The sequence below is a fragment of the Pararhodospirillum photometricum DSM 122 genome (assembly GCF_000284415.1).
Classification (GTDB): domain Bacteria; phylum Pseudomonadota; class Alphaproteobacteria; order Rhodospirillales; family Rhodospirillaceae; genus Pararhodospirillum; species Pararhodospirillum photometricum.
Genome location: NC_017059.1, coordinates 2517825 through 2542774, shown reverse-complemented (window position 1 = coordinate 2542774; position 24950 = coordinate 2517825). Strand labels below are relative to the sequence as shown.

Here is a 24950-nt window from a genome sequence, read left to right as displayed (position 1 = left end):
CCCCCGGGAGCCGCGCGCCCGGGCCTTCCGGCATCGGTTTGGTGTCGATACTATGGGGAACGGAAGGCGCGTTGAGAGTGGGAGGGGTCTGGGGGAGGCCCCGCCTCCCCAGCCTGCCTTTTTATTGTCTTTGCTGGCCAGAAGCTCCAGCCCCCCGATTGCTGAGACACAGTGCGCACGGCGGTTGCCTCGTCGCGGGAACCCTGATAGGGTCCCGCCCTCCCCGAAGGCAAGACCATTCCGGAAGAACCCCCACAATGAAAATGCAAGCCAACCAGATCCGCCCCGGCCACGTGCTGGAGCACCAGGGCAAACGCTGGACAGTGCTCAAGATCCAGCTCATTCAGCCCGGAAAGGGCGGCGCCTTCATCCAGGTGGAGATGCGCGACGTTGACGGCGGCAACAAGACCAATGAGCGCTGGCGCACCGCCGATACCGTTGAACGTCTGGAGGTTCGCGAGCGCGACTGCCAGTTCCTGTTCAAGGACGATGTCGGGTTCACCTTCATGGACACCGAGACCTTCGAGCAGTTCGTGATGAACCCGGGTCTGATCGGCGATCAGGCCGCGTTCTTGCAAGAGAGCATGCAGGTCACCGTGGACCTGATCGAAGGCCAGCCGGTGTCGGTCAACCTGCCGTCCCAGGTGGTGTTGACGGTGGTCGAGGCCGATGCGGTGGTCAAAGGCCAGACCGCGTCGTCGTCCTACAAGCCGGGCCTGCTGGAAAACGGCCTCAAGGTCATGATCCCGCCCTTCGTCGAGGCCGGGACCAAGATCGTCGTCAACACCACGGACTGCACCTACGTCGAACGCGCGAAGTAAGCCAACCGGCTTTTTTCGTGGTAATCTTTATTGGTCACCGTGGCGCCAGGGCCGCCTTGGGCGGTTCCTGGGCTTTTTTGCTTCCCCCTTGAAGGACCCGTCGCATGGCCCTGCGCTCCGCGATTCTCAATGTCATGGTCAATGCCGCCAAAAAAGCGGCCAAGGGCCTGGTCCGGGACTTCGGCGAGCTGGAACAGCTTCAGGTCTCGCGCAAGGGCCCGAGCGACTTCGTCTCTGCTGCCGATATGCGCGCCGAGGCCATTTTGCGCCAGGAACTCAAACGCGCTCGCCCCACCTTCTCCTTCCTGATGGAAGAAAGCGGGATCGAGGAAGGCAGCGACAAGTCCCGGCGCTGGATTGTCGATCCGCTGGATGGCACCACCAACTTCTTGCACGGCATCCCTAATTTCGCCATCTCCATCGCCTTGGAAGACGCGGGCGAAATCACGGCGGCCCTCGTCTATGCCCCGGTGCTTGATGAGATGTACACCGCCGAAAAGGGCGGTGGCGCCTTCCTCAACGACCGGCGTCTGCGTGTCTCGGGCCGCACCGACATCGGCGAGAGCTTGTTTGCCACCGGCATCCCCTTCCAGGGTCGGCCCGGGCATGTGCGGTTCCTCCATCGCTTGCAGCGGGTGATGGCCCGCAGCTCGGGGGTTCGTCGCTTTGGCGCGGCGTCTCTTGATCTGGCTGCCGTGGCGGCGGGGCGGTTCGATGGTTTTTGGGAAGAAGGCTTGCAGCCCTGGGATTGCGCCGCCGGTCTGCTGCTGGTCAAGGAAGCGGGCGGCTATATCAGCACGGTCGAGGGCGGCGGGAATCCGGTGTATGCCGGCTCTTTGCTGGCCGCGAATCCGGCTTTGCATCCCCAACTTCTGGCCTTGGTGACCTTGGAGCCGAAGGCTGAGGTCAAGGCCGAGGCGGGGGAGGTGGACGAGGCGTCCTCGTCCTAAAAAAAGGCAGGCTGGGGAGGCGCGGCCTCCCCAGACCCCTCGTTTTATTATCGGCGCACGCGTTGGACGAGGCGGGCCGAGCGCCGCAGTTTGGCGGCGCCGCGCGGTTTTTCTTTGCTGCCGCCTTCTAGCAGTTCGAACACGAGGCCGCCGCTCACCGGGTTGGCTTCGCGCAGGCGGACGGTAACCGGGTTTCCCAGGGCGAAGGTCAGGCCGCTGCGCTCGCCGCGCAGGCAGTGGGCGGTTTCGTCGTGGCGGTAGTAGTCGCCGGGCAGGGTGCTGATAGGCACCAAGCCATCGGCGCCGGTCTCCGCCAGGGTGACGAACAGGCCGGCCCGGCTCACGCCATTGACGCGTCCGGCAAAGGTGGCGCCCACCGACTCCATGAGGAATGAGGCGGTATAGCGCGATACGGCGTCGCGCTCGGCCTGGGCGGCGCGCCGTTCGGTGGCGGTGATGTGGCGGCCGATCTCGGCCAAGCCTTCGCCGGCGCCGTCGGGCAAGCCATCCTCGCCAAGACCCAGGGCGCGGATCAAGGAGCGGTGCACCACCAGATCGGCATAGCGCCGGATTGGCGAGGTGAAATGGGCATAGCGGCGCAGCGACAGGCCGAAATGCCCAATGTTGTCGGGGCTGTATTCGGCCTGGGCTTGTGAGCGCAGCACCACATCATTGACCATAGCCTCGTGGGCGGTGCCACGCACCCGCTCCAAAATGCCGTTGAACTGCCCGGCGCGCTGGACCGTGCCCTTGTGGAAGGGCAGGGACAAGGTGGCCAGGAAGTCGGCCAGGGCGATCAGCTTTTCCGGGGTGGGCTGGTCGTGGACCCGGTACAGGCACGGGCGGCCCTTGGCCTCCAGGGTTTCGGCGGCGGCCACGTTGGCGGCAATCATGAAATCCTCGATCAGGCGATGGCTGTCGAGGCGGGCCCGGGGCGCCACGGCGATTACCGTGCCGCTGTCGTCGAGGATCACCCGGCGTTCGGGCAGATCCAGCTCCAAACACCCCCGCTTGTGCCGGGCCCGGCTGAGGGCGGCGTGGGCCTCGTAGAGCGGCGTGATCACCGTCGCCAGCAAGGGCTCGGTCGTGGCGTCGGCTTGGCCATCGCGGGCGGCTTGCATCTGGGTGTAGGTCAGCCGCGCCGCCGAGCGCATCAGGCCGCGGGTGAAGCGGTGGCGCAGGAGGGTTCCCTCGGCATCGAAGGTCATGAACGCCGCCAGACAGCCCCGCTCTTCTTCCGGTCGCAGGGAGCACCAGCCGTTCGAGAGGGCCTCGGGCAGCATGGGCACCACCCGGTCGGGAAAGTAGACCGAGTTGCCGCGCTCGAAGGCCGTGCGGTCCAGGGCGCTGCCCGGTCGGACGTAGTGGGCCACATCGGCGATGGCCACCACCACCTGCCAGCCTCCGGGATTGGTCGGGTCGGGGTCGGCCTGGGCAAACACCGCGTCGTCGAAATCGCGGGCATCCTCACCGTCAATGGTGACCAACGGCAGGTCGCGCAGGTCGGTGCGCCCGGCCAGCCCCACCGCCTGGGCCGCCTCGGCCTCGGCCAGCGCTTCCTCGGGGAAGTCCACCGGGAGGTCGTGGGTGTGGATGGCGATCAGGCTGATGGAGCGCGGGCCGTCGCGCTCGCCCAGCCGGTCCACCACGCGGGCCCGGCGCAGGCCGAGGCTGCGCTGGGACAACAGCTCGACCTCGACCAGATCGCCCGGGCCGGCCCCGCCCGCGTCGCCCGGCTCCACGCGAAACTCGTCGCGCTCCTTGCGGTTGGTCGGGCGCAGGCGCAGACCGTCGCGCGCCTCAACCAGCACGCCCAACAGGCGTTGGGGCGCCTGGGCAAGGCAGCGGATGACGCGGGCCTCGTAGCGGGTCTCACTGGTGCGAGTCAGGCGAGCCAGCACGCGATCGCCCACTCCGGCCTCACGTTCGCCGGCCGGGTGATGACCCCGGCGCTTTTGCGCTTCCACAACGATGGTCGGCGGCGGCTCGTCCCCAGGCCAGATGAACGGACGGGCGTACAGGTCGCCCTCGGGCCCGCAGTGGGTCAGCACCACGACCGTGACCTCAGGCAAGGTCCCAGGCGGGCTCAAGCGCCGCCCCCGCCCCCGCTGAAGCTGGCCGTCCTTTTCCAACTCCTTGAGCAAAGCCCGCAGATCCGCCCGCTGAGCCCCACTGATCTGGAAGGCCCGGGCAATCTCGCGCCGTCCTACCGTCCCTTCGGCCTCGCGAATAAACGTGAGAACCTGCTCCCGCGTCGGGAAGGGGACATGCTTGCCACTCACCAAAGAAACCCTTTCATCACAAACATCGATGGTCCCGAGGGGTCTGGGGAGGCCCGCCTCCCCAGCCTTCTTTTTTCCGTTGGCCCCAGGCCCCTACGCCCCCATCACCCGGTCAATCAGCGCATGCCAGCGGGGCAAACAGTGGGCCTCCAGATCGTAGCGCCGCAAGACCGTCTCGCGGGCCGCTCGGCCCAACCGCCGACGTAAGGGCGCGTCGCCCAGACTCTCCAAGATCCGATCGGCCAGCGCCTGGGTGTCGCAAAACTCTACCAGCCGCCCGTTCAAGCCATCCTCGATCACCTCGGCCACCGGTGGCGTATTGGAGCCGATCACGCAGCACCCGCTGGCCATGGCCTCCAGCATGGACCACGAGAGCACAAAGGGATAGGTGAGATAAACGTGGGCGCTGCTGATTTGCAACAACCTGAGATAATCTTTGCGTTGAGCCCACGTCACGAAATGCAAACGCGAGAGGTCCAGGCGCTCGCCGACCTCCTCCATGTACCGCCGCCGATGGGACTGATCCTTGGGAACGTTCCAGTACCCCCMATCCTCGCGCCCGACCACCACGACAATGGCCCGGGGATTCTCGGCCATGACCCGGGGCAGGGCGCGCAAGAAGCTGTGAATGCCGCGCAGGGGCTCCAGGTAGCGGGTGGTAAACGTCACCACCGGATCGGCCCGCGTCAGGCGGCGCTGGCCCACCTGGACCCAGGCATCCTCGGCCGGTTTGACTTCCTGGGTGTCGATGCCGTCGTGGATGACCTCGATCTTGGCGCGCAAGGGATCGGGATAGCGCGAGGCCTGCCAAAAGGTCGGGGCCACGGCGGCGTCGGCCAGCCGCACGCCCACATCAAGGACCGCGTTCTTGAGAGTGCGGCGCAAGGCCGTCTCGCGCCAGTTGAGGGTAAACTCGGGATCGAAGTCGTGGTCGCTGCCATGATCTTGGAAATAAAACTCGGCGTAGCTGATGACCTTGGCCTCGGGAAACACCGTGGGCAGGCGCAGCATCTCGCCCCAGCCGGGATGGCCGATGATCAGATCGGGAATAAAGCCGCCGTCGCGTAATACCTGACAGGCCCGGGTACAGGCATCGCCACGCAAGATCTTGCTCTCGATCTCTTGCACGCCCGGATGCTGCGACGCCGTGCCGGGCGGCGGGGGGGGGACCTGATAGTGATTGACCCGTACCCCTTCCGGGGCTGGGCGCTTTTGAATCGCCAGGGCTCGCACATCATACCCTGGCCGTGCCGCCAAGGAGCGGGCGAGGCGACCGAATTGTCCGGGGAAATTCTGGTGGAGAAAGAGAATTCTCATGATTTTCCCAAGGGCAGGACAAAAAAAGAAGGCTGGGGAGGCGCGGCCTCCCCAGACCCCTCGTTTCCCGGGTCCTCGTCACAAAGGGAAGGAGGGGTCTGGGGAGGCGAGCCTCCCCAGCCTTCTCTTTATTTAGGAGTGCACCGCGCGCTTATGCACCGCCAAAGCGGCCTCCTTGATCGCCTCGCCCAACTGGGGATGGGCATGGCAGGTGCGGGCAATGTCCTCGGCCGAGGCGCCAAACACCATGGCCGCCACCACTTCCATGATCAGGTCGCCCGCCTGGGGGCCGACGATGTGGCAGCCCAGGACCCGGTCGGTGGTGGCGTCGGCAAGGATTTTGACAAAGCCGTCGGTGTCGCCGTTGGCCTTGGCCCGGCCGTTGGCCATGAAGGGGAACTTGCCGACCTTGTAGGCGATACCGCGTGCCTTCAAGCCTTCCTCGGTCTTGCCCACACTGGCCGCTTCGGGGCTGGTGTAGACGACTGCCGGGATGGTGTTGTGGTCGATGTCGCTGCTTTCACCGGCCAGCATCTCGGCCAGCGCCACGCCTTCTTCCTCGGCCTTGTGGGCGAGCATCATGCCGCCGATCACGTCGCCGATGGCAAACACGCCCTCGATATTGGTCTGGAAGTGCTCGTCCACCGCCACGAAGCCGCGCGGGGTCAGGGCCACCCCGGCCTCCTCCAGCCCCAGGCCCTGGGTGAACGGACGCCGGCCCACGGCAACCAGGACGGCCTCGGCCTCCAAGATCTCGGGCTCGCCGCCACCCGCCGGGGTCAGGGTCAGGCGCACGCCGCTCTCGGTGCGCTCGGCCGCCGTGACCGCTTGGCCCAGCCGGAAGGTGAGGCCCTGGCCGGTCAGCAGCTTTTGCATGGTCTGGCGGACTTCGCCATCCAGGGGCGGCAGGATGTGGTCCAGGTACTCGACCACCGTGACCTCGGCCCCCAGGCGGCGCCACACCGAGCCCAGTTCCAGGCCAATCACGCCCGCCCCGATCACCACCAAGGACTGGGGCACGCGCTTCAGGGCGAGGGCCCCGGTCGAGGAGAGGATGCGCTCCTCGTCCACCGTTACGCCCGGCAGCTCGGTCGGCTCCGAGCCGGTGGCCAGCACGAGGGAGGTCGCACTCAACGTCTGTTCGCCGGTCTCGGTGGTCACAACCACGTGGCCCGGCTGCGCCGTCAGACGCGCGGTGCCGACCACCCGCTTGATCTTGTGCTTGCGAAACAGGAAGTCGATGCCCTTGGTGTTGGAGGCGATGACCTCGTCCTTGCGCGCCATCATCTGCGCCAGATCCAAGGTCAGGCCACTGACCCCAATGCCGTGGCTGGCAAAGTGCAGGCGCGCTTCCTCGTAGAGGTGGGAGGAGTGGAGCAGGGCCTTGGAGGGAATGCAGCCCTCGTTCAGGCAGGTGCCGCCCAGCGTCGCGCGCTTTTCGACGCAGGCGACCTTCAAGCCCAACTGCGCCGCCCGGATGGCGCACACATAGCCGCCCGGTCCGCCGCCGATGACGATGACATCAAAGTCCGCCATGAAACACCCTTTTCAGTGGTTGCGAGGGGCGAAGCGCGTTGCTTGTCGGGCGGCCTTCGACCCTCTTATTTTTTTAGGAAGGCCGGGGAGGCTGGGCCTCCCCAGACCCGTCCTTCCCGGTTTTGTTTCAGACGTCCAGCAGCAGGCGGGCCGGATCCTCGATGGCTTCCTTGACCCGGACCAGGAAGGTCACGGCTTCCTTGCCGTCGATGATGCGGTGATCGTAGCTCAAGGCGAGGTACATCATCGGTCGGGCCTGGATGGAGCCATCGGGCATGACCATGGGCCGCATCTGGGTCTTGTGCATGCCGAGAATGCCGGACTGCGGCGGGTTCAAGATGGGGGTGGACATCAAGGAGCCGTAGACGCCGCCGTTCGAGATGGTGAACGTGCCGCCGCTCATTTCGTCCAGGGTCAGCGAGCCGTCGCGCGCCTTGCGGCCGTAGCCGGCAATGGCACCTTCGACCTCGGCAAACGACAGGGCGTCGCAGTCGCGCACCACCGGGACCACCAAGCCCTGCGGCCCGCCCACGGCCACGCCAATATCGTAGTAGTTCTTGTAAAGGATGGCATCGCCCGAAATCTCGGCGTTGACCGCCGGAATTTCCTTGAGTGCCGCCACGCAGGCCTTCACGAAAAACGACATGAAGCCCAGTTTAATGCCGTGCTTCTTTTCAAAGGTGTCCTTGTAGCGGTTGCGCAGGTCCATCAGGGCCGTCATGTCCACCTCGTTGAAGGTGGTCAGGATCGCCGCCGTGTTCTGGGCATCCTTCAAACGCTCGGCCACGCGGCGGCGCAGGCGGGTCATTTTTGACCTTTTCCTCGCGCGGGCCAGCCTCGCGGGCCGGGGCCGGGGCCGGGGTCGGGGCGGCGGCGGGGCTCTGCGGGGCTGCGGCGGGGGCTGCGCCGGCCTGGAGATAGCGCACCACATCGTCGCGGGTCAGGCGGCCGTCCTTGCCGCTGGCCGGAATGCGCGCCGGATCCAGGGCATTGTCGGCCACCAGCTTACGCACCGCCGGGGCCAGCGGATGAGCCGGATTGGCCGCGACCGGAGCAGGGGCGGCGGCCGGTGCTGGTGCGGCAACGGGCGTCGGGGCCGCGACGGGGGGCTGGCGCCGCGACGGGAGCCGGGGCCGAAGCCACCACCTCATCGGCGGCGCCCAGACGGCCAAGCAAGCCACCCACGGCCAACTCGGCTCCGACCGGGGCCAGGATTTCGGCCAGAACGCCGGCGGCGGGGGAGGGGACCTCGACGGTGACCTTGTCCGTTTCCAGCTCGACCAGGGGTTCGTCGGCGGCAACCACGTCACCCGGCGCCTTCAGCCACTTAGCAACGGTCGCCTCGGTCACGGACTCGCCCAACTGGGGAACGGTAATATCGGTGGCCATGGGGATCTCCCAAAAATGTTAGGGCTCGGTGGTCAACATCACTATTTTGGGGCGATAATGCGTCTTTTCTATCGGGCCGGGGAGGTGCTCGCCCCCCGGACCCTTCGGGTCTGTTAGCGTCGGCGTCCTTGGCGGGTTTGGAGGCGCTCGCGCACCGACGGACGGGCGGGCGGGGCGTCCAGGGTCGCGATCAGGTCGTAATCACGGGCATCCAGGACCTTGCAGCGCACCACGTCGCCCACCGTCAGCCCGGACACATCGGGCAAGAACACTTGCCCATCCACCTCCGGCGCATCGGCCGCCGAGCGGCCCACCGCCCCGGTCTCGTCCACCGCATCGATTAAGACGTCGATCTTGCGGCCAATCCGGGCCTTCATCTTGCGGCCGCTGATGGTTTTTTGCGCCGCCATGAAGCGGTGCCAACGCTCCTGGGCAACTTCGGCGGGCACGGCATCGGCAAAGGTGCTGGCCGGCACTCCCGCCACCGCCTCGAAGCGGAAGCAGCCCACCCGGTCCAGCTCGGCCGCCGCCAGCCAGTCGAGCAAGGCCTGGAAGTCGGCCTCGGTCTCGCCGGGGAAGCCGACAATGAAGGTGGAGCGCACCGTCAAGTCGGGGCACACGCTGCGCCAGCGGGCTAGGCGCTCCAAGGTCCGGTCCTGGGCGGCGGGGCGACGCATGGCCTTCAGCACCGACGGGCTGGCGTGCTGAAAGGGAATGTCGAGATACGGCAAAATCTTGCCCTCGGCCATCAAGGGCAGCACCTCGTCCACCGAGGGGTAGGGGTACACGTACATCAAGCGCACCCACACCCCAAGCTCGCCCAGGCCCTGGGCCAACTCGGTGAGGCGGGCCGGCACGCTGCGCTCGTGCCACAGGCTGGGGGCGTGCTGGAGGTCGCGGCCATAGGCGCTGGTGTCCTGGCTGATGACGATCAGCTCCTTGACCCCGGCCTGGGCCAGACGCTCGGCCTCGCGCAGAACCTCGGCCGCCGGCCGGCTCACCAGATCGCCGCGCAACTGCGGAATCAGGCAAAACGAACAGCGGTTGTCGCAGCCCTCGGAAATCTTGAGATAGGCATAGTGGCGCGGCGTCAGGTGCAGGCCCTGGGGCGGTACCAAGGAGGTATAGGGGTCGTGCGGCGGCGCCACCGCCGCGTGGACCGCCTGCACCACCTGCTCGTACTGGTGCGGCCCGGTGATGGCCAGCACCTTGGGGTGGGTGGCGCGGATCGCCTCGGGGTCGGCCCCCAGGCAGCCGGTCACGATCACCCGGCCGTTTTCGGCCAGCGCCTCGCCGATGGCCTCCAGGCTCTCGGCCCGGGCCGAATCGAGAAAGCCGCAGGTGTTGACGATCACCACCCCCGCCCCCTCATAGGTGGGCGAGACGGTGTAGCCCTCGGCAACCAAGCGTGTCAAAATGCGTTCGGAATCGACCAATGCCTTGGGACAGCCCAGGCTAACCAGGCCAACGGTAGGGGCGGAAGCGTTCATGAAGCCTCGTGGCGGGGATCATCAGGGGAGGGAGAGCCTGCTATACCGCGCCCGAGGGGGATCCGCCAAGAACCCACCCTGCCATCTTGTGAAGACGTTACGGGGAGAGGGTCGCATGAAAGGTATCGTGCGTCAGGGAAGGGGACTGGTCCTGGCCCTTGCTCTTGTGGGCTGTGCCAGCTCGGGCGTGCCCACCGTGCCGGTCAGCGTGACCAGCTACGTGCGGCCCGACGCCCCGGCCTCCTTGAAAGACCGCGCCGTCGTCGTCGAGGCCACGGCCGAGCAAAAAACCAGTTTGGAGCACGCCCACCTGCGCGACACCTTGGCCCAGGAAGCCCGGGCCCTGGGCGCGCGCGTGGTCGAGCGCCGCCAAGACGCCGCCTTCGTGCTCTCGCTTTATTATGACATGGACGAGGGCCGCACCACGGTATCCCAAGCCATGACCCCGGTCTCCCGTTCCTTCGGTTCCCCCTGGTCTCCCTTCCCCACGACCCGGTGGCGCACCGAGACGGTGAGCGAAACCCTGTTCACCGCCGCCCTCACCGTGGTGGTGCACGACGCCCGGGCTCTGGGCGACAAGGCCTTGGAGGCCCAGGCCCCGGCGGCCGAGTACCATGCCGTGCGGCGGGGCGATCGTCTGGCCTTACCCCGCATCATGCCGGCCCTGATCCGCGCCGTCTTGCAGGTGTGGCCTGGGCGCGATGGCGCGACTCGGACCCTTTCCGTTGTTTTGCCGTCGGGGGGGTAAGGAGGGCCGCGCCTCCCCAGCCTTCCCTTTGCCTTTGACCGCCGTCCTCTTGCCCCCGGGAAGCGGGGGGGGGTATAGCGTCCGGGAGTCATGTTCCCCCCGACGTCCCTCAAGCCCCCAGGAAAGGACCCGCCATGCCCAAGGTTATCTTCATCAGCCCCGATGGAACCCGCACCGAAACCGAGGTCGCGGTGGGCCTGACGGTCCTGGAAGCGGCGCATGGCAACGGCGTCCCCCTAGAGGGCGCCTGCGAGGGCTCGCTTGCCTGCTCGACCTGCCATGTGGTCGTCGATCCGGCGTGGTACGATCTGCTGCCCGACGCCCGCGAGGAAGAAGAGGACATGCTCGACCTCGCCTTCGGCCTGACCCGCACCTCGCGCTTGGGCTGCCAGTTGGTCATGACCGAGGAACTGGACGGCATCGTTTTGCGCCTGCCCGCCGAAACCCGGGACAGCCGGGGGTAGCAGGACCCAAGAGCAGGGGGGCCTCACACCAAGAGAAGGCTGGGGAGGCGGACCTCCCCAGATCCCTCATTCCTTGGCTTGGAAGGGTGTTCCCCATGACAGTGCCCCCTGGATCGTTGTTTGAGCGTCTGCGCACGGCCTGTACTGCCGATTGGCAGGCCTATGTTGATCACGCCTTTGTCCGCGCCATGGGGGCGGGCACGCTGCCCGAGGCCAGCTTTCGTCACTACCTCGGGCAGGACGCCCTGTTTTTGATTCATTTCGCCCGGGCCTACGCCCTGGCCGCCTTCAAGGCCGACACGCTCGACGATATCCGCGCGGCCGGGCGCGGCATGACCGCCATCCTCGACGAAATGGGCCTGCACGTGGCATTCTGTCGCCGCTGGGGCCTGAGCGAAAGCGCGTTGCAAGCCTTGCCCGAAGCCCGCGCCACGCTCGCCTATACCCGCTATGTTCTGGAGCGCGGTCTGGCCGGCGATGTCCTTGACCTGTTTGTGGCCCTGGCGCCGTGTGTGGTGGGCTATGCCGAGATCGGCCGCGCGCTGGCGCCCCTTAGCCATCCCGGGCACCCCTATGCCGAGTGGATCGACCAGTACGCCGGCGAGGCCTACCAGGGCGTGGCCGCCGATGCCATGGCGACCCTTGATGGCCTGTTTGCCCGGCGTGGGGGCGAAGGCCGGATGCCCGAGCTGATCCGCACCTTCCGCGATGCCACCCGGCTGGAGGCGGATTTCTGGGAGATGGGGTGGACCCTGGCGTCTTAAAAAAAGCTGGGGAGGCGCACCCTGTCCAGCCCCCTCGTTTCGTTGCTCAGGAGGCTCTGTCATGACCCCAGGCCAGACCGTCGCCGTTGCCCTTTCCGGGGGCGTGGACAGCGCCGTGACCGCCGCTTTGCTCAAAGCCGAGGGCCACACCGTCTTCGGCCTGACCATGCGCCTGGGGCCGACCAGCGCCCAGGCCGTCCGCGACGCGCGGCGCGTGGCCGACCATTTGGCTATCGCCCACCATGTGCTGGATCTGGAAGACGCCTTCCAGAGCGCTGTGGTGCAGCCCTTTGCCGACGCCTACGCCAGCGGCGAAACCCCGCTGCCCTGCGCCGTGTGCAACCGCACCATCAAGTTCGGCGCCCTCCTGGACCACGCTCGGGCCCTGGGCGCCAGCCTCCTCGCGACCGGTCATTACGTGCGCTGCCTGCCCGGCCCCCGGGGGCCGGAGGTCCATCGCGCCGTCGATCTCAGCCGCGACCAGAGCTATTTCCTGTTTGCCCTGCCTCGCGATGTTCTGGGAATCGTCCGTTTTCCCCTGGGCACCATGCCCAGCAAAACCGAGACCCGGGCTCGGGCCCGCGCCCTGGGCATTCCCGTGGACGAAAAACCCGATAGCCAGGATTTGTGCTTTGCCCCGGGCGGCGGTCACACCGACATCGTGCGCCGCTTGCGCCCCGAGGCCGATCAGTCCGGGCCTATCGTCGATCTCGAGGGCCGGGTGCTTGGCCAGCATCGGGGGCTGATCCACCACACCGTGGGCCAGCGCCGGGGGCTGGGGGTCGGCGGCACCGAGGAACCCTTGTACGTCGTGCGCCTGGAGGCCGAGGGCCAGCGCGTGGTTGTCGGCCCTCGCGCTGCCCTGGCGGTCACGACCTTCCCCGTGGACGGCCTCAACTGGCTGGGCGATGACCCGACGCTGCCCGCCGAGGGCCTGCCCGTGCGCGTCAAGATCCGCAACGCCGCCCCCCGGTCGGCGGCCCGTGTCACCCCCGGGCCGTCCCCCGCCACCGCTTGGGGGGGGAGGGTCACGCCCAGGGCGGGGGCGGCGTTTGGAAGGCGGGGGGAGGGGCTGGGCAACAGGGCACGCGAGGCCGGGGGCGGACCGTTTTGGGGGAGAAAGGTGCGCGAGACCGGGCTGCTCGGGCTGGCCGCCGGGGCGATGTCCTCAGCGCGGCGGGAGAGGGCCTCAAGGGCGGCGGGATTGACGGTGACCCCCGGCGTATTGCCCAGACCCACGAGGGCAGGGTCGGGACGCGCGGAGGGGCCGGCATAGGTATAGCTCTGGGCCAGGGCGCCCGAACTGCCCAGGGCGGCCAAGATCGCCGTGGTTCCCAGCAGGCGCGCGAGACGGGTGGTGATAAACGTCAAGGGTTCCCCTCCCCGGTGCCTTTATGATAGCGACGCGAGCGGCGCGGCCTGACCTTAGCGCATCGCCGGGCGGCGCGGCAACCCGTCACCCGGCGAAAGGATAAAGAGAGGGTCGGGAAGGCAGAGCCCTCCCTGCGCCCCCTCCCTGCCCCCTCCCGTCCTGGGGCTTGCCTCCCGTGCAGGTCCTTTTCCCTTGACTCTCGCTGGCCGGTGGATAACTCTCCCGCCTCCGGCTGTCCGCCCAGCGGCGCCGGAGGATCGTGTCGTCCCGTTGTCGGATGACCCTTCAAGCCTCCGAGGAGGTCCGCCAGTCCGCGAGGATCGCGCACTGGCGTTGGTGTCGTTTGTCTTGACGCCAAGGGTCTTGGCGGCAAGCACGAGCACGATCCAGTTTCCCACGGGTGAGTTAAAGCGGGATGGGCACGAGAGCATGTTTGAAGGACTGTCAGGCCGCCTGAGCGGCGTATTCGACAAGCTGACCCGTCGTTCCTCCCTGACGGAGGCCGATGTTGACGAGGCCATGCGCGAGGTGCGCGTGGCTTTGCTGGATGCCGACGTTGCCCTGCCCGTGGTCAAGCGCTTTATCGCCCAGGTCAAGGAAGAGGCCATCGGGCAGCAGGTGATCCGCTCGGTGACGCCGGGCCAGATGGTCGTTAAGATCGTTCACGACGCCTTGGTGGCGATGCTGGCCGGCGACGGCGATGCCGAGCCCGATCCGATGATGCTGGGCATCGACATTGCCCACACGCCCCCGGTGCCGATCTTGATGGTCGGTCTTCAGGGCTCGGGTAAGACCACCTCGTCGGCCAAGATTGGCCTGCGCATCAAGACCCGCGAGCGCAAGAAGGTCCTGCTGGCCTCGCTCGACGTCTACCGCCCGGCGGCGCAGCAGCAGTTGGCGATTTTGGGCGAGCAGACCGGGATCGATACCCTGCCCATCGTGGTCGGCCAGATGCCGGTGGCGATCGCCGAGCGCGCCATGAAGGAAGCGCGGGCCGGTGGCTACGACGTGGTGATCCTCGACACCGCCGGCCGCTTGCACATCGACGAAGTCCTGATGGCCGAGGTCGCCGCCGTGCGCGAGTTGGTGCGCCCGCACGAGACCTTGCTCGTGACCGACGCCATGACCGGCCAGGACGCGGTGACCATCGCCTCCGAATTCAATGAAAAGGTCGGCATCACCGGCATCGTCCTGACCCGTGTTGATGGCGACTCGCGCGGCGGCGCGGCCTTGTCCATGCGTGCCGTCACCGGCGTGCCCGTCAAGCTGATGGGCATCGGCGAGAAGATGGAGGACCTGGACGCCTTCCATCCGCAGCGCGTGGCCGGGCGTATCCTCGACATGGGCGACATCGTGTCGCTGGTCGAGAAGGCCGCCCAGACCATCGAGCTGGAAGACGCCGAGCGCATGGCCAAGCGCATGGCGGAAGGCAAGTTCGACCTGGAGGACCTGCTGGCCCAGTTGCGCCAGATCAAGCGCATGGGCGACGTCAAGGGCCTGCTCGGCATGATGCCCGGCATCAGCAAGATGCAGCGCCAGATGGCCGAGACCCAGATCGACGACAAGATGATCCCGCGCCAAGAAGCGATCATCTTGTCCATGACCCTCAAGGAACGGCGCACCCCGGAGATCATCAAGGCCAGCCGCAAGAAGCGCATCGCCGCTGGCTCGGGCACCACGATCCCCGAGGTCAACCGCCTGCTCAAGCAGCATGAGCAAATGGCCACCGTCATGAAGCGGCTGAAAAAGCTGGGCGGGCGTAAGGGCCTCATGAACATGCTGAAGGAAATGGAGACCGGCGACGCCCCCGACATGGGCGCGCTGGCCCGGGCGCTGGGCGCGCCGGGCGGTCCGGGCGGTCTGCCGCCGGGGCTGGCCATGCGTCCCGGCAAGCGCAAGCGCTAGCCTTTTTCCTGTTGTTCCCGTTGCCCTGCCCGCCCTCGGGATCCGGGGCGGCGGGGCCTCTTTTTCCGTTTTGACCGTTTGTTCGTACCAGACGACCACGACCCAAGGAGCACCGAAAACCATGTCCCTTCGCATCCGGCTCGCCCGTGGCGGCGCCAAGAAGCGCCCGTTCTACCGTATTGTGGTGGCGGACTCCCGCAGCCCGCGCGACGGCCGCTTCATCGAGAAGCTGGGGTCGTTCGATCCGATGCTGCCGCGCGATCACGAGCGCCGCGTCATTCTGAAGGAAGAGCGCCTGAAGTACTGGCTGGGCGTCGGCGCCCAGCCCTCCGACCGCGTGGCCCGCTTCTTGGGTCTGGCCGGTCTGGCCGAACCGCGCGCCGTGCCCGAGCAGACCCGCAAGAGCCAGCCCCGCGCCAAGGCGCAGGAGCGTCTGCGCGTTGCCGCCGAGAAGGCCAAGGCCGCCGCCGAAGCGGCCGCCGAAGGCTGAGCCTCTGGCATTTGACGGGTCATCATGTCAGATCGCCTGCTCGTGGGAGTGATCGTCGGCGCCCATGGCGTCCGGGGTCTTGTTCGGGTGAAAGCCTTCACCGAGGACGAGCACACCCTGGCCGCCCATGGGCCCCTGACCGACGAAAACGGCCAGCGGACCTTTACCCTTACCCCGCGCAACCGGGTGAAGGGCGCGGTTCTGTGCGCCGTCGCGGGCGTTGCTGACCGCACGGCCGCCGAAGGCCTGAAGGGAACCCGCCTCTACCTGGAGCGCGCCGCCTTGCCGCGCGACACCTTGGACGAGGACGAGTTCTTTCTGGCCGACCTCGTGGGCCTGCGCGTCGAGCGAACCGGGGGCGAGATCCTGGGCGTGGTGCGGGCCGTCGAAAACTTTGGAGCGGGCGACGTTCTCGACGTCCTACTCCCCGACCAGCGCCGGTCGGTCATGCTGCCGTTTACCCGTGCCGTTGTTCCCGTGGTCGATGTGGCCGGCGGCCGGCTGGTGGTCGATCCGCCGCTCGGCCTGCTCGACGACGAAACCGACGACGCCACCGGGGAGACGTCGTCATGAGCCTCAGGGCCGTGGTGCTTACCCTCTTTCCCGAGATGTTCCCGGGCCCGTTGGGCGCCTCGCTGACCGGCAAGGCCTTGACCAACGGTCTGTGGAGCCTCGACGCCGTGGACATCAGGAGCTTCGCCACCGACCGCCACCGCACCGTGGATGACAGTCCGTTTGGCGGCGGGGCCGGCATGGTGATGCGTCCCGACGTGGTCGATGCCGCCATCGAGGCGTCTTGGCCCGGCGACGGGCCGTTGATCTACCTGTCCCCGCGTGGGCGGCCGCTCGATCAGGCCCTGGCCCACACGCTGGCCCAGGTGCCCTCGCTCACCGTGTTGTGCGGGCGCTACGAGGGCGTGGACCAGCGCGTGCTAGAGGCCCGGGCCGTGCAGGAGGTCAGCATCGGCGACTATGTCCTTTCGGGGGGGGAGCTGGCGGCTTTTGTCCTGCTCGACGCCGTGGTGCGTCTCCTGCCCGGCGTGCTGGGCGGGGCCCAGTCGCTGGACGAGGAAAGTTTCGAAGGGGGATTGCTGGAATATCCCCACTACACCCGCCCCGCCGTCTGGCAGGAGCGGGCGGTCCCGGAGGTTTTGATTTCCGGGCACCATCAAAACGTTGCCGCCTGGCGCCGAGCCCAGGCGGAAGACCTAACACGGCAGCGGCGCCCCGACCTCTGGGCCCGCTACACCGCCCGGCGGGCGTCCCTGAACGGAGATTGCGGACCATGAACATCATTGAGCAACTGGAGCGGGAGCAGATTTCCAAGCTCCTGGAAAAGCGGGGCGTTCCCGAGTTCAGCCCCGGCGACACCCTGAAGATTCACGTGAAGGTGGTTGAAGGCAACCGCGAGCGCGTGCAGGCCTACGAAGGCGTGTGCATCGCCCGGCGCAACGCGGGGCTTAACAGCTCCTTCACCGTGCGCAAGATTTCCTTCGGCGAAGGCGTGGAGCGCGTGTTCCCGCTCTATGCCCCGACCATCGACCGCATCGAGGTCGTGCGTCGTGGTAAGGTCCGTCGCGCGAAGCTCTACTACCTGCGTGACCTGCGCGGCCGCGCCGCTCGTATCGTCGAGGACACCAACGCCACCCAGCGTGCCCTCGCCGCCGAGCGCGACATCACCCAGGTGCGCAAGCAGACCGCCAAGACCGACGCCCCCAAGGAGGCCCCCAAGAAGGACGCCCCCAAGAAGAAGAAGTAAGGCGTCCGGCTCGCCTCCGGGGTGGTCCGCGGCCCGGCCCGCTTCCGGTTTTCCTCTCAGGAAACCGGGCGCGGCGCGCGGGCCCCTGGGCGTGCCCGCGGGGCGGGGCCTCACGTGACCGCCTACCCCAGGCAGGGGGGACACCAGCCCGGTCCTCCCCCCGCCCGGAACCCGTCCCGTCATCGTTCGTTCAGGAGCGCCGCGCATGGGCAAGCCCACGACCCTGTTCAATAAGATCTGGCAATCCCACCTGGTCGCCACCCAGGAAGATGGCACCTGCCTGATCTACATCGACCGGCACATGGTCCACGAGGTCACCAGCCCGCAGGCGTTTGAAGGCCTTCGGATGGCCGGTCGTCCGGTGCGCCATCCCGAAGCCACCCTGGCCGTCGCCGACCACAACGTCCCCACCACCGACCGCAGCCTGGGCATCACCAACCCGGAAAGCCGCCTCCAGGTCGAAACCCTCGAGGCCAACGCCAAGGATTTTGGCGTCCCCTATTTCCCCATGGATGACATCCGCCAGGGCGTGGTCCACATCGTTGGGCCCGAGCAAGGCTTCACCCTGCCCGGCGCCACCATCGTGTGCGGCGACAGCCACACCTCGACCCACGGCGCCTTCGGTGCGCTGGCCTTTGGCATTGGCACCAGCGAGGTCGAGCACGTGCTCGCCACCCAAACCCTGGTCCAGCAGCCGGCCAAGGACATGTTGGTGCGCGTCAACGGCACCCTGCCCGCCGGCGTCACCGCCAAGGATATCGTGCTGGCCATCATCGGCACCATCGGCACCGCCGGCGGCACCGGCTATGTCATCGAGTTTGCCGGCGAGGCCATCCGAAGCCTGTCGATGGAAGGCCGCATGACGGTCTGTAACATGACCATCGAAGCGGGCGCCCGCGCCGGCCTCATCGCCCCCGACGAAGTGACCTTCGAGTACCTCAAGGGCCGACCCCTCGTTCCCAAGGGCGCCTTGTGGGAAGCGGCCGTGTCCTGGTGGCGCACCCTCAAGACCGACGACGGTGCGCACTTCGACCGCATCGTCGAGCTGGATGCCACCACCATCGTGCCGCAAGTCACCTGGGGGACCAGCCCGGAGAACGTCGTGCCGATCACCGGCACCGTCCCCGACCCCGCCGCCGAGGCTGATCCCGCCCGCCGCGCCGCCCTCCAGCGCTCCTTGGACTACATGGGCCTCACCGCCGGCATGCCCCTGACCGAGGTCAAGATCGACCGCGTGTTCATCGGCTCGTGCACCAACGGCCGTATCGAGGACCTGCGCGCGGCGGCCGCCGTCGCCCAGGGGCGTCGGGTTGCCGAGGGCGTCCAGGCCATGGTCGTGCCGGGCTCTGGTCTCGTGAAGGAACAGGCCGAGGCCGAAGGGCTTGATGCGATCTTCGTCGAGGCCGGCTTCGAGTGGCGCGAACCGGGCTGCTCCATGTGCTTGGCCATGAACGAGGACAAGCTGGCCCCGGGCGAGCGCTGCGCCTCGACCTCGAACCGCAACTTCGAGGGCCGTCAGGGCCGGGGCGGTCGCACCCACCTTGTGAGCCCTGCTATGGCTGCCGCCGCCGCTGTCACCGGCTTCCTCACCGACGTTCGGTCGCTGTAAGATCGTCGTCTGTCGCGGGGGCTGCCGCCCCCGCACCCCTACCCGGGGCCGGACCCCGGCGGTCCTTTAAGGGGGGTTCATGCGGCTGTCTCGTCTCCAGATCCAGAATTTCAAGAGCCTTCGGGACGTGGTTCTGGAGGATATTCCCGCGTTCAATGTGTTGATCGGGCCGAACGGCAGCGGGAAGTCTTCCGTTTTGGAGGCTTTGGCGTTCGTGCGGGCCATGGTGACGGGGCGGGGGCAGGATCTTGGGGACGCCGCAGCGTATTTTTCCCGAGGCGGGTCGGATCGGACGATTTCGGTTGATCTTGAGGTCGCCGAGGAAGGGGACGCGGCACAGCGGTGTGGCTATGCCTTCGAGGCGATGGAGGGGGCGCGAACGGGGTTTGTTTTTGCCTCAGACAAGGTCAAGCAGGGCGAGGGGAGGCCGTTGGCCGCTCATCTCAGCCCGACTGGGGATCTGTCCAGCTTGTTTTTGCTGAAGCACATCGCCAAGCATTCGTTTTTCTCCGCTGTTTACGACTTTATCGAAGGGTTTCGCTCCTTTGACCTTCGCCTTCGCCCCGGGAACTCCTTAGAGGGAACGGGCGCCGTCACCCACCGGATGACCGAGCGCGGGACCAACGCCCATGCGGTGGTGCGCTATCTGTCGGAAAAACACCCAGAGGTGTTCCGGCTGGTCGAGCGGCGGATGGCCCAGCGCATCCCGGGCGTCCAGGGGATCGAGCCGCTCAAGATGGAAGATGGCCGAATTGCCCTGCGCTTTCGCGATGGCGCCATCCCGACGCCGTTCCTGGAACGGGAGATGTCGGAGGGGACCCTGAACATGTTGGCCTGGTTGCTGATCCTCAACGATCCCGATCCTCCGACCCTCCTGTGCGCCGAGGAGCCGGAAGGGCGGATCAACCCGCATCATCTGGGCGAGCTGGCCGAGGATTTCGCGCTGTTCTCCGAACAAAAGGGCCAGGTGTTCGTCACCACCCATTCCCCCGATTTTCTCAACGCCGTGCCTCTTGAGAGCCTTTGGGTCCTGAGCAAGGAAAACGGCGAGACCCGGATCCACCGTGCGGCCGACAAGCCGAACGCGCGGGCCATGGCCGAGGCGGGAGATCTGCCCGGCCAGATCTGGATGAGCGGAGGTCTCGCCTGACCATGCCGCCCCTCGTCATCCTGGTCGAGGAAGAGTCCATGCAGATTTTTTTGCAGGAATTTCTTCTTCCCAAAGTGTTTGGCGAGGCCGCGCTGGGGATGACGGTGCTGCGTCATCGCGGTAAAACAGACCTTCGTCACCAAATTCCGTCGCGGCTCAAGGGGTGGCCGCCGGAAACCCGCTTTGTGATCGTCCACGACAAAGATCAGGCGGATTGCCGGGCGTTGAAAGCCAGCCTGCTTGACCTCTGCCGGGCGGCGGACCGACCGAACGTTTTGGTCCGCATCGTGTGTCATGAACTGGAGTCTTGGTATCTGGGAGATCTGGACGCCGTGGAACAGGCCACACAACGCAAAGGGCTGGCCGAGGCCTTGCGGCGACGGGAAAAATATCGGGACCCTGACGCACGGGCCAACGCCAAGCAAGAGTTGCAAGAGCTGATGCCCGGGTATAAAGCCCGCAGCGGGGCGCGCGATATCGGGCCGTACATGGATCCCCAGCGGAACCGATCGCATAGTTTTCAGGTTTTTTTACGCGGCGTCCAAGCGCTCGCGGCCGAGAGGAGAGTGTAAGTCGATGGAGAAATTCACCGTTCTGACCGGCGTCGCGGCGCCGCTGCCGATGATCAATGTGGATACCGACATGATCATCCCCAAGCAGTTCCTGAAGACGATCAAGCGCACCGGTCTGGGCAAGAACCTGTTCGATGAAATGCGCTACACGCCCGAGGGCGCCGAGAACCCGGACTTTGTCCTGAACAAGGCCGCGTGGCGTTCGGCAACTATTTTGGTGTCCGGCGCTAACTTCGGCTGCGGCTCCTCGCGCGAGCATGCGCCCTGGGCCCTGCTCGACTTCGGCATCCGCTGCATCATTGCCCCCAGCTTTGCCGACATCTTTTTCAATAACTGCTTCAAGAACGGCATCCTGCCCATCGTCCTGCCCCAGGCCGATGTGGACAAGCTGATGGACGACGCCGAGCGCGGCGCCAACGCCACCGTCACCGTGGACTTGGAAAACCAAGTCATCCGCGGCCCCGACGGTGGCGCCATCACCTTCGAGGTCGATGCCTTCCGCAAGCACTGCCTGCTCAACGGTCTCGATGACATCGGCCTGACCCTGCAAAAACAGGACAAGATCGATACCTTCGAACAAACCCGTACCCAGCAAATGCCCTGGATGGTCCTGTCGCCTGCGGCTTGAGGGCGTGGGGCTTGCTTCGGTGACGCGGGGCTGCCGCCCCGGGCCCCGCCTGGAGGCTGACGCCTCCAGACCTCCCCTTTCTTTTATTCATTGGCCCTCCCTTCCTCCCCCCTTTTTGAAAAGCGCGCTTTTCAAAAACGGGGGGAGGAAGGGAGGGCCATAGACAGAAGAAAAAGGGGGTCTGGGGCATGGGGCTGGAGCAGGTCCCAAGGGTTCGGCTGTTCGCCGATTAAAGTGGTACGTGAGCTGGGTTTAGAACGTCGTGAGACAGTTCGGTCCCTATCTACCGTGGGTGTAGGAAACTTGAGAGGAGCTGTCCCTAGTACGAGAGGACCGGGATGGACATCCCTCTGGTGTACCAGTTGTCACGCCCGTGGCATCGCTGGGTAGCTAAGGATGGACAGGATAACCGCTGAAAGCATCTAAGCGGGAAGCCTCCCTCGAAACCAGGTTTCCCTATCAGGACCGTGGTAGACCACCACGTTGATAGGCCGGGTGTGGAAGCGCAGTAATGCGTGAAGCTAACCGGTACTAATCGTCCGATCGGCTTGATAAACGCGCAGAGGCCAGGCCGGCCCCAGCGCTTGTAAATTCCCATAACGACATCATCAGACGGCTTCGATGGCTTGGTGGTCATGGCGAACAGGAAACACCCGATCCCATCCCGAACTCGGCCGTGAAACTGTTCAGCGCCAATGGTACTGCGTCTTAAGGCGTGGGAGAGTCGGTCGCCGCCAGGCCTTCAAAGCCGTCTGTCAAAGAAACCCTCTTTTAGAAAAGCCCGCTCCGGTGATTCCGGGGCGGGTTTTTCGCTTGCGCAAAGGGAAGGCCGGGGAGGCGAGCCTCCCCAGACCCCTCCAATCCATTGATCGTGGGGTCTGGGGAGGCCGTGCCTCCCCGGCCTTCCCTTACCCGGCAACTCTGCTACCCTTCTCCCTCACCACACGACCCGGAAGGGGAGGGAGAGTCATGGATCCTGGTGCCGTTGGGGAAAACGCCCTGGAAAAGGTCGAAGCCGATTTCGCCTTTCTCATCGAGTGTTTCGCCGAGGTTCTTGAAGAAAGCGGGGAGGGGGCCATCGCCCGGGCCGTGCGCCATCCTCCCTCTTCCCCCGATCCCGAGGGAGATCCCGAGCGTCTGATTCAAGCCCAGGGTATCGCCTTCCAGCTCCTGCGGCTCGCCGAGGAAAACGCCACAGCCCAAGCCCGGCGTCAGGCGCGACGGGACGGGCAGGGGCATCAGGAGTCCGGCTCCTGGGAACAGCACCTCCGCTCCCTGCTTGCCGACAAGAAAACGCCGGAAGCTGTGGCCCACTTTCTGGCATCGGTTCAGGTGGAATCCGTCCTGACCGCCCATCCCACCGAGGCCAAGCGTCAGACCGTTTTGGAGCATCATCGCGCCTTGTACCTGCTGCTGGTCGAGCGCGAAAACACGATGTTTACCGTCGAGGAGCAAGCCGACATTCGGGCCCGGCTCAAAACCAGCCTGGATGTCCTCTGGCGCACCGGCGAAATCTTCTTGGAGAAGCCTGACCTCGCCTCCGAGCGACGTCATGTTTTGTACTTTTTCCGCCATGTCTTTCCCGATGTCCTGCCTTTTGTCCGGGCTCGCTTACAGCAGGCGTGGCGGGCCGAGGGGTTGGATCCGGCGATTCTGGAGGCGGCGGGGGGCGGGCCCCGCGTGTCGTTTGGCTCATGGGTGGGGGGCGACCGGGACGGCCATCCCCTGGTCACCGCCGCGTTGACCGCCGACACCCTGGCCGAGTTGCGGGCCGCCGCTCTCGACCTGCACCGTCACCGCCTGCGGGCTGCGGCCGTGCGGCTCAGTGTCGCCGATCGTCTGGCGCCGCCGCCGCCCGCTCTGGCAGCGCATGTGGCGGACACCGCGCATCGGCTGGGAGCCGAGGGGGCGGCGGCGCTGGCGCGCAATCCGGGCGAGACGGTACGGCAGTTCCTTAACCTCATGATGGCCCGCCTGCCCGACATTCCCTCGCCCGCGCCCTATGAAGGGCCGCATGCCTTGGATGTCGACTTGGCCCGTCTTGAAGAGGCCCTGATTATCTTGGACGCCGGGCGGTTGGCGCGTGAGGTGGTGGCGCCCCTGCGCGATGGGGTGCGCACCTTTGGCTTCCACCTCGCCCGCCTCGATATTCGCCAGAACAGCCGGGTGCACGACGAGGCCTTGGCCGATCTGATGACCCGGGCCCACCTGGAGGGCGCCGCCTTTTTAGCCGCCGATGCCGCCGAGCGCCTGCCCCTTCTTGAGCGGGAACTGGCGTCGGCGCGCCCGTTTCTGCATGAGGCCGGGCGCGATGCCTTGGGGCCGGCGGCGCACGGCGTGCTGTCTTGCCTTCAGGTCGTCGCCCGCGCGGTGCGTACTCATGGTCCCGACGGCCTCGGCGCCCTCATCATCAGCATGACCCGGTCGGTGGGCGATATCTTTACCCTCTATCTGCTGGCCCGCGAGGCCGGGCTCTGGCACGAGGACGAGGGCGAAGCCGTGTGCCCGCTGCCGGTTGTCCCCTTGTTCGAGACCATTGAAGATCTGGAGAACGCCCCGCAAATCCTTGACGCTCTCTTACGCCATCCCCTGGTCCTGCGCTCGCTGAAGGTTCAGGCGCACCGGGCCGGTTTGGCGCAGCCGGTGCAGCAGGTGATGATCGGCTATAGCGATTCCAATAAGGATGGGGGCCTCTGGGCCAGCCGCTGGGGTCTCCATCGCGCCCAGGAGGCCTTGCAGCGCGTCGGCGAGGCCCACGGGGTGCGGGTGCGGTTCTTCCACGGACGCGGCGGGTCCATCAGTCGTGGCGCGGGTCCCACCCATCGCTTTTTGCGTGCCTTGCCCGCCGCCGCGCTGGCCGGGGATCTGCGTTTGACCGAGCAGGGCGAGGTGATCGCCCAAAAGTATGCCAACCGCGTGACCGCCGTTCATCACCTGGAACTCCTCATGGCCGGCACCGCCGCCGCCAGCCTTGCCGCCGCTGCGGCCCCGCCCTTGGCGCCCGTCATGGACCACGTGGCGGCCCGCAGTCGCGCGGCCTACCAAGCCCTGGTGCAGGAGCCCAACTTTTTGGCGTTTTTCCAGGGGGCCACGCCCCTGGATGCCATTGAACGCGCCCGCATCGGGTCGCGGCCGGTGCGGCGCAGCGGACAGCGCACCCTTGCCGACCTGCGGGCCATCCCCTGGGTGTTCGCCTGGAGCCAAGCCCGCTTCTTCCTGTCGGGCTGGTATGGCGTCGGCACCGCCCTCGACACCCTGTGCCACGACGATCCCGAGGCCCACACCCGCCTCGTTGCCGCCGTTTTCGACTGGGCGCCCCTGCACCATGTGATTTCCTCGGTAGCGACCAGCGTCGCCATGGCCGACCCTGGCCTCATGCGCCGCTACGCCGCCCTCGTCCCCGACGCGGCCATCCGGGGCCCGCTGCTGGAGCGGATCGAGGCCGAATATCAGCGCACCCAAGCCGCCCTCAAAGCGATCTATCAAGGCCCGCTCGCCCAGACCCGGCCCCGCGTGCAACGCGCCCTGTCCCTGCGCCAACCCGGCTTGGCCGCCTTGCACCACCGCCAAATCGACCTGCTCGCCCGCTGGCGCGAGGGCGAGGACCGTGACAAGGAAAGTCTGGAAGCCCAACTCCTGTTGACCATCAACGCCATCGCCGCCGGCCTCGGCGCCACGGGATAACCCCCCCTTCATCGACCGAG

The 24950-nt window shown here is 66.7% G+C and carries 21 protein-coding genes, 1 rRNA gene, 1 pseudogene and 2 other annotated features; of the genes and pseudogenes, 17 read left to right on the top strand and 6 right to left on the bottom strand.

The window, feature by feature from the left end; genetic code table 11:
• The first annotated feature begins 257 nt into the window (after positions 1 to 257).
• Positions 258 to 821, top strand: coding sequence for an elongation factor P (gene efp, locus RSPPHO_RS11380; RefSeq protein ID WP_041795193.1), 564 nt, complete (start codon positions 258 to 260; stop codon positions 819 to 821).
• Between the two features lie 104 nt (positions 822 to 925).
• Positions 926 to 1771 carry an inositol monophosphatase family protein gene (locus tag RSPPHO_RS11375; protein ID WP_014415386.1) on the top strand — a complete coding sequence of 282 codons (846 nt, stop codon included), beginning with the start codon at positions 926 to 928 and terminating at the stop codon, positions 1769 to 1771.
• Between the two features lie 47 nt (positions 1772 to 1818).
• Here RSPPHO_RS11375 and rnr read toward each other — a convergent pair whose 3' ends face one another.
• The 6 genes from rnr to rimO all read right to left on the bottom strand — a co-directional run bounded on the left by rnr (position 1819) and on the right by rimO (position 9785).
• The gene (gene rnr, locus RSPPHO_RS11370; RefSeq protein WP_242390479.1) at positions 1819 to 4053 is read right to left on the bottom strand and encodes a ribonuclease R; all 2235 of its coding nucleotides are present in this window, start codon (positions 4051 to 4053) and stop codon (positions 1819 to 1821) included.
• Positions 4054 to 4146: 93 nt separating this feature from the next.
• Positions 4147 to 5370 (bottom strand): glycosyltransferase, encoded by a 1224-nt coding sequence (locus RSPPHO_RS11365; RefSeq protein ID WP_014415384.1) that lies wholly within the window; start codon positions 5368 to 5370, stop codon positions 4147 to 4149.
• 132 nt (positions 5371 to 5502) lie between these two features.
• Positions 5503 to 6906, bottom strand: a complete 1404-nt coding sequence (gene lpdA, locus RSPPHO_RS11360) for a dihydrolipoyl dehydrogenase (RefSeq protein ID WP_014415383.1) — start codon at positions 6904 to 6906, stop codon at positions 5503 to 5505.
• Between the two features lie 127 nt (positions 6907 to 7033).
• Positions 7034 to 7837, bottom strand: a complete 804-nt coding sequence (odhB, locus tag RSPPHO_RS21060) for a 2-oxoglutarate dehydrogenase complex dihydrolipoyllysine-residue succinyltransferase (protein ID WP_014415382.1) — start codon at positions 7835 to 7837, stop codon at positions 7034 to 7036.
• A 74-nt stretch (positions 7838 to 7911) separates the two neighbouring features.
• Positions 7912 to 8295 (bottom strand): biotin/lipoyl-containing protein, encoded by a 384-nt coding sequence (locus RSPPHO_RS21050; protein ID WP_014415381.1) that lies wholly within the window; start codon positions 8293 to 8295, stop codon positions 7912 to 7914.
• A 113-nt stretch (positions 8296 to 8408) separates the two neighbouring features.
• The gene (gene rimO / locus RSPPHO_RS11350; protein ID WP_014415380.1) at positions 8409 to 9785 is read right to left on the bottom strand and encodes a 30S ribosomal protein S12 methylthiotransferase RimO; all 1377 of its coding nucleotides are present in this window, start codon (positions 9783 to 9785) and stop codon (positions 8409 to 8411) included.
• Between the two features lie 115 nt (positions 9786 to 9900).
• On the opposite strand from rimO, the gene RSPPHO_RS11345 reads away from it, so the two are divergent.
• The 15 genes and pseudogenes from RSPPHO_RS11345 to RSPPHO_RS11275 all read left to right on the top strand — a co-directional run bounded on the left by RSPPHO_RS11345 (position 9901) and on the right by RSPPHO_RS11275 (position 24930).
• Positions 9901 to 10533, top strand: a complete 633-nt coding sequence (locus RSPPHO_RS11345) for a hypothetical protein (RefSeq protein ID WP_041795191.1) — start codon at positions 9901 to 9903, stop codon at positions 10531 to 10533.
• A 134-nt stretch (positions 10534 to 10667) separates the two neighbouring features.
• The gene (locus RSPPHO_RS11340; RefSeq protein ID WP_014415378.1) at positions 10668 to 10997 is read left to right on the top strand and encodes a ferredoxin family 2Fe-2S iron-sulfur cluster binding protein; all 330 of its coding nucleotides are present in this window, start codon (positions 10668 to 10670) and stop codon (positions 10995 to 10997) included.
• Between the two features lie 95 nt (positions 10998 to 11092).
• Positions 11093 to 11761: a TenA family protein gene (locus RSPPHO_RS11335; protein ID WP_041795190.1), complete on the top strand. Its 669-nt coding sequence runs from the start codon at positions 11093 to 11095 to the stop codon at positions 11759 to 11761.
• Between the two features lie 61 nt (positions 11762 to 11822).
• A pseudogene (gene mnmA / locus RSPPHO_RS11330) lies at positions 11823 to 12866 on the top strand (tRNA 2-thiouridine(34) synthase MnmA); the annotation flags it as partial.
• Between the two features lie 696 nt (positions 12867 to 13562).
• A complete protein-coding gene (gene ffh / locus RSPPHO_RS11325; protein ID WP_041795188.1) occupies positions 13563 to 15038 on the top strand; it encodes a signal recognition particle protein in 1476 nt (491 codons plus the stop codon).
• Positions 15039 to 15159: 121 nt separating this feature from the next.
• Positions 15160 to 15528, top strand: coding sequence for a 30S ribosomal protein S16 (gene rpsP / locus RSPPHO_RS11320; RefSeq protein WP_041795186.1), 369 nt, complete (start codon positions 15160 to 15162; stop codon positions 15526 to 15528).
• 24 nt (positions 15529 to 15552) lie between these two features.
• Complete coding sequence (gene rimM, locus RSPPHO_RS11315; RefSeq protein ID WP_014415374.1) at positions 15553 to 16101, top strand: ribosome maturation factor RimM; 549 nt, start codon at positions 15553 to 15555, stop codon at positions 16099 to 16101.
• Positions 16098 to 16817 (top strand): tRNA (guanosine(37)-N1)-methyltransferase TrmD, encoded by a 720-nt coding sequence (trmD, locus tag RSPPHO_RS11310; RefSeq protein ID WP_014415373.1) that lies wholly within the window; start codon positions 16098 to 16100, stop codon positions 16815 to 16817. The genes rimM and trmD overlap by 4 nt, the downstream gene beginning before the upstream one ends.
• Positions 16814 to 17287, top strand: a complete 474-nt coding sequence (rplS, locus tag RSPPHO_RS11305) for a 50S ribosomal protein L19 (protein WP_041795184.1) — start codon at positions 16814 to 16816, stop codon at positions 17285 to 17287. The genes trmD and rplS overlap by 4 nt, the downstream gene beginning before the upstream one ends.
• Before the next feature lie 205 nt (positions 17288 to 17492).
• Positions 17493 to 18896, top strand: coding sequence for a 3-isopropylmalate dehydratase large subunit (leuC, locus tag RSPPHO_RS11300; protein ID WP_014415371.1), 1404 nt, complete (start codon positions 17493 to 17495; stop codon positions 18894 to 18896).
• 79 nt (positions 18897 to 18975) lie between these two features.
• Positions 18976 to 20046 carry an AAA family ATPase gene (locus RSPPHO_RS11295; protein WP_014415370.1) on the top strand — a complete coding sequence of 357 codons (1071 nt, stop codon included), beginning with the start codon at positions 18976 to 18978 and terminating at the stop codon, positions 20044 to 20046.
• A gap of 2 nt (positions 20047 to 20048) precedes the next feature.
• Positions 20049 to 20618: a DUF4276 family protein gene (locus RSPPHO_RS11290; protein WP_014415369.1), complete on the top strand. Its 570-nt coding sequence runs from the start codon at positions 20049 to 20051 to the stop codon at positions 20616 to 20618.
• A gap of 4 nt (positions 20619 to 20622) precedes the next feature.
• Entirely contained in the window at positions 20623 to 21246 is a 624-nt protein-coding gene (gene leuD, locus RSPPHO_RS11285) for a 3-isopropylmalate dehydratase small subunit (protein WP_014415368.1), read from the top strand.
• 173 nt (positions 21247 to 21419) lie between these two features.
• Positions 21420 to 21520: a sequence feature (23S ribosomal RNA rRNA prediction is too short), on the top strand.
• A 20-nt stretch (positions 21521 to 21540) separates the two neighbouring features.
• Positions 21541 to 21789: a sequence feature (23S ribosomal RNA rRNA prediction is too short), on the top strand.
• Between the two features lie 82 nt (positions 21790 to 21871).
• Positions 21872 to 21986: ribosomal RNA gene (gene rrf, locus RSPPHO_RS11280) — 5S ribosomal RNA — on the top strand.
• A gap of 229 nt (positions 21987 to 22215) precedes the next feature.
• Positions 22216 to 24930 carry a phosphoenolpyruvate carboxylase gene (locus RSPPHO_RS11275; protein WP_041795182.1) on the top strand — a complete coding sequence of 905 codons (2715 nt, stop codon included), beginning with the start codon at positions 22216 to 22218 and terminating at the stop codon, positions 24928 to 24930.
• Positions 24931 to 24950: the final 20 nt, after the last annotated feature.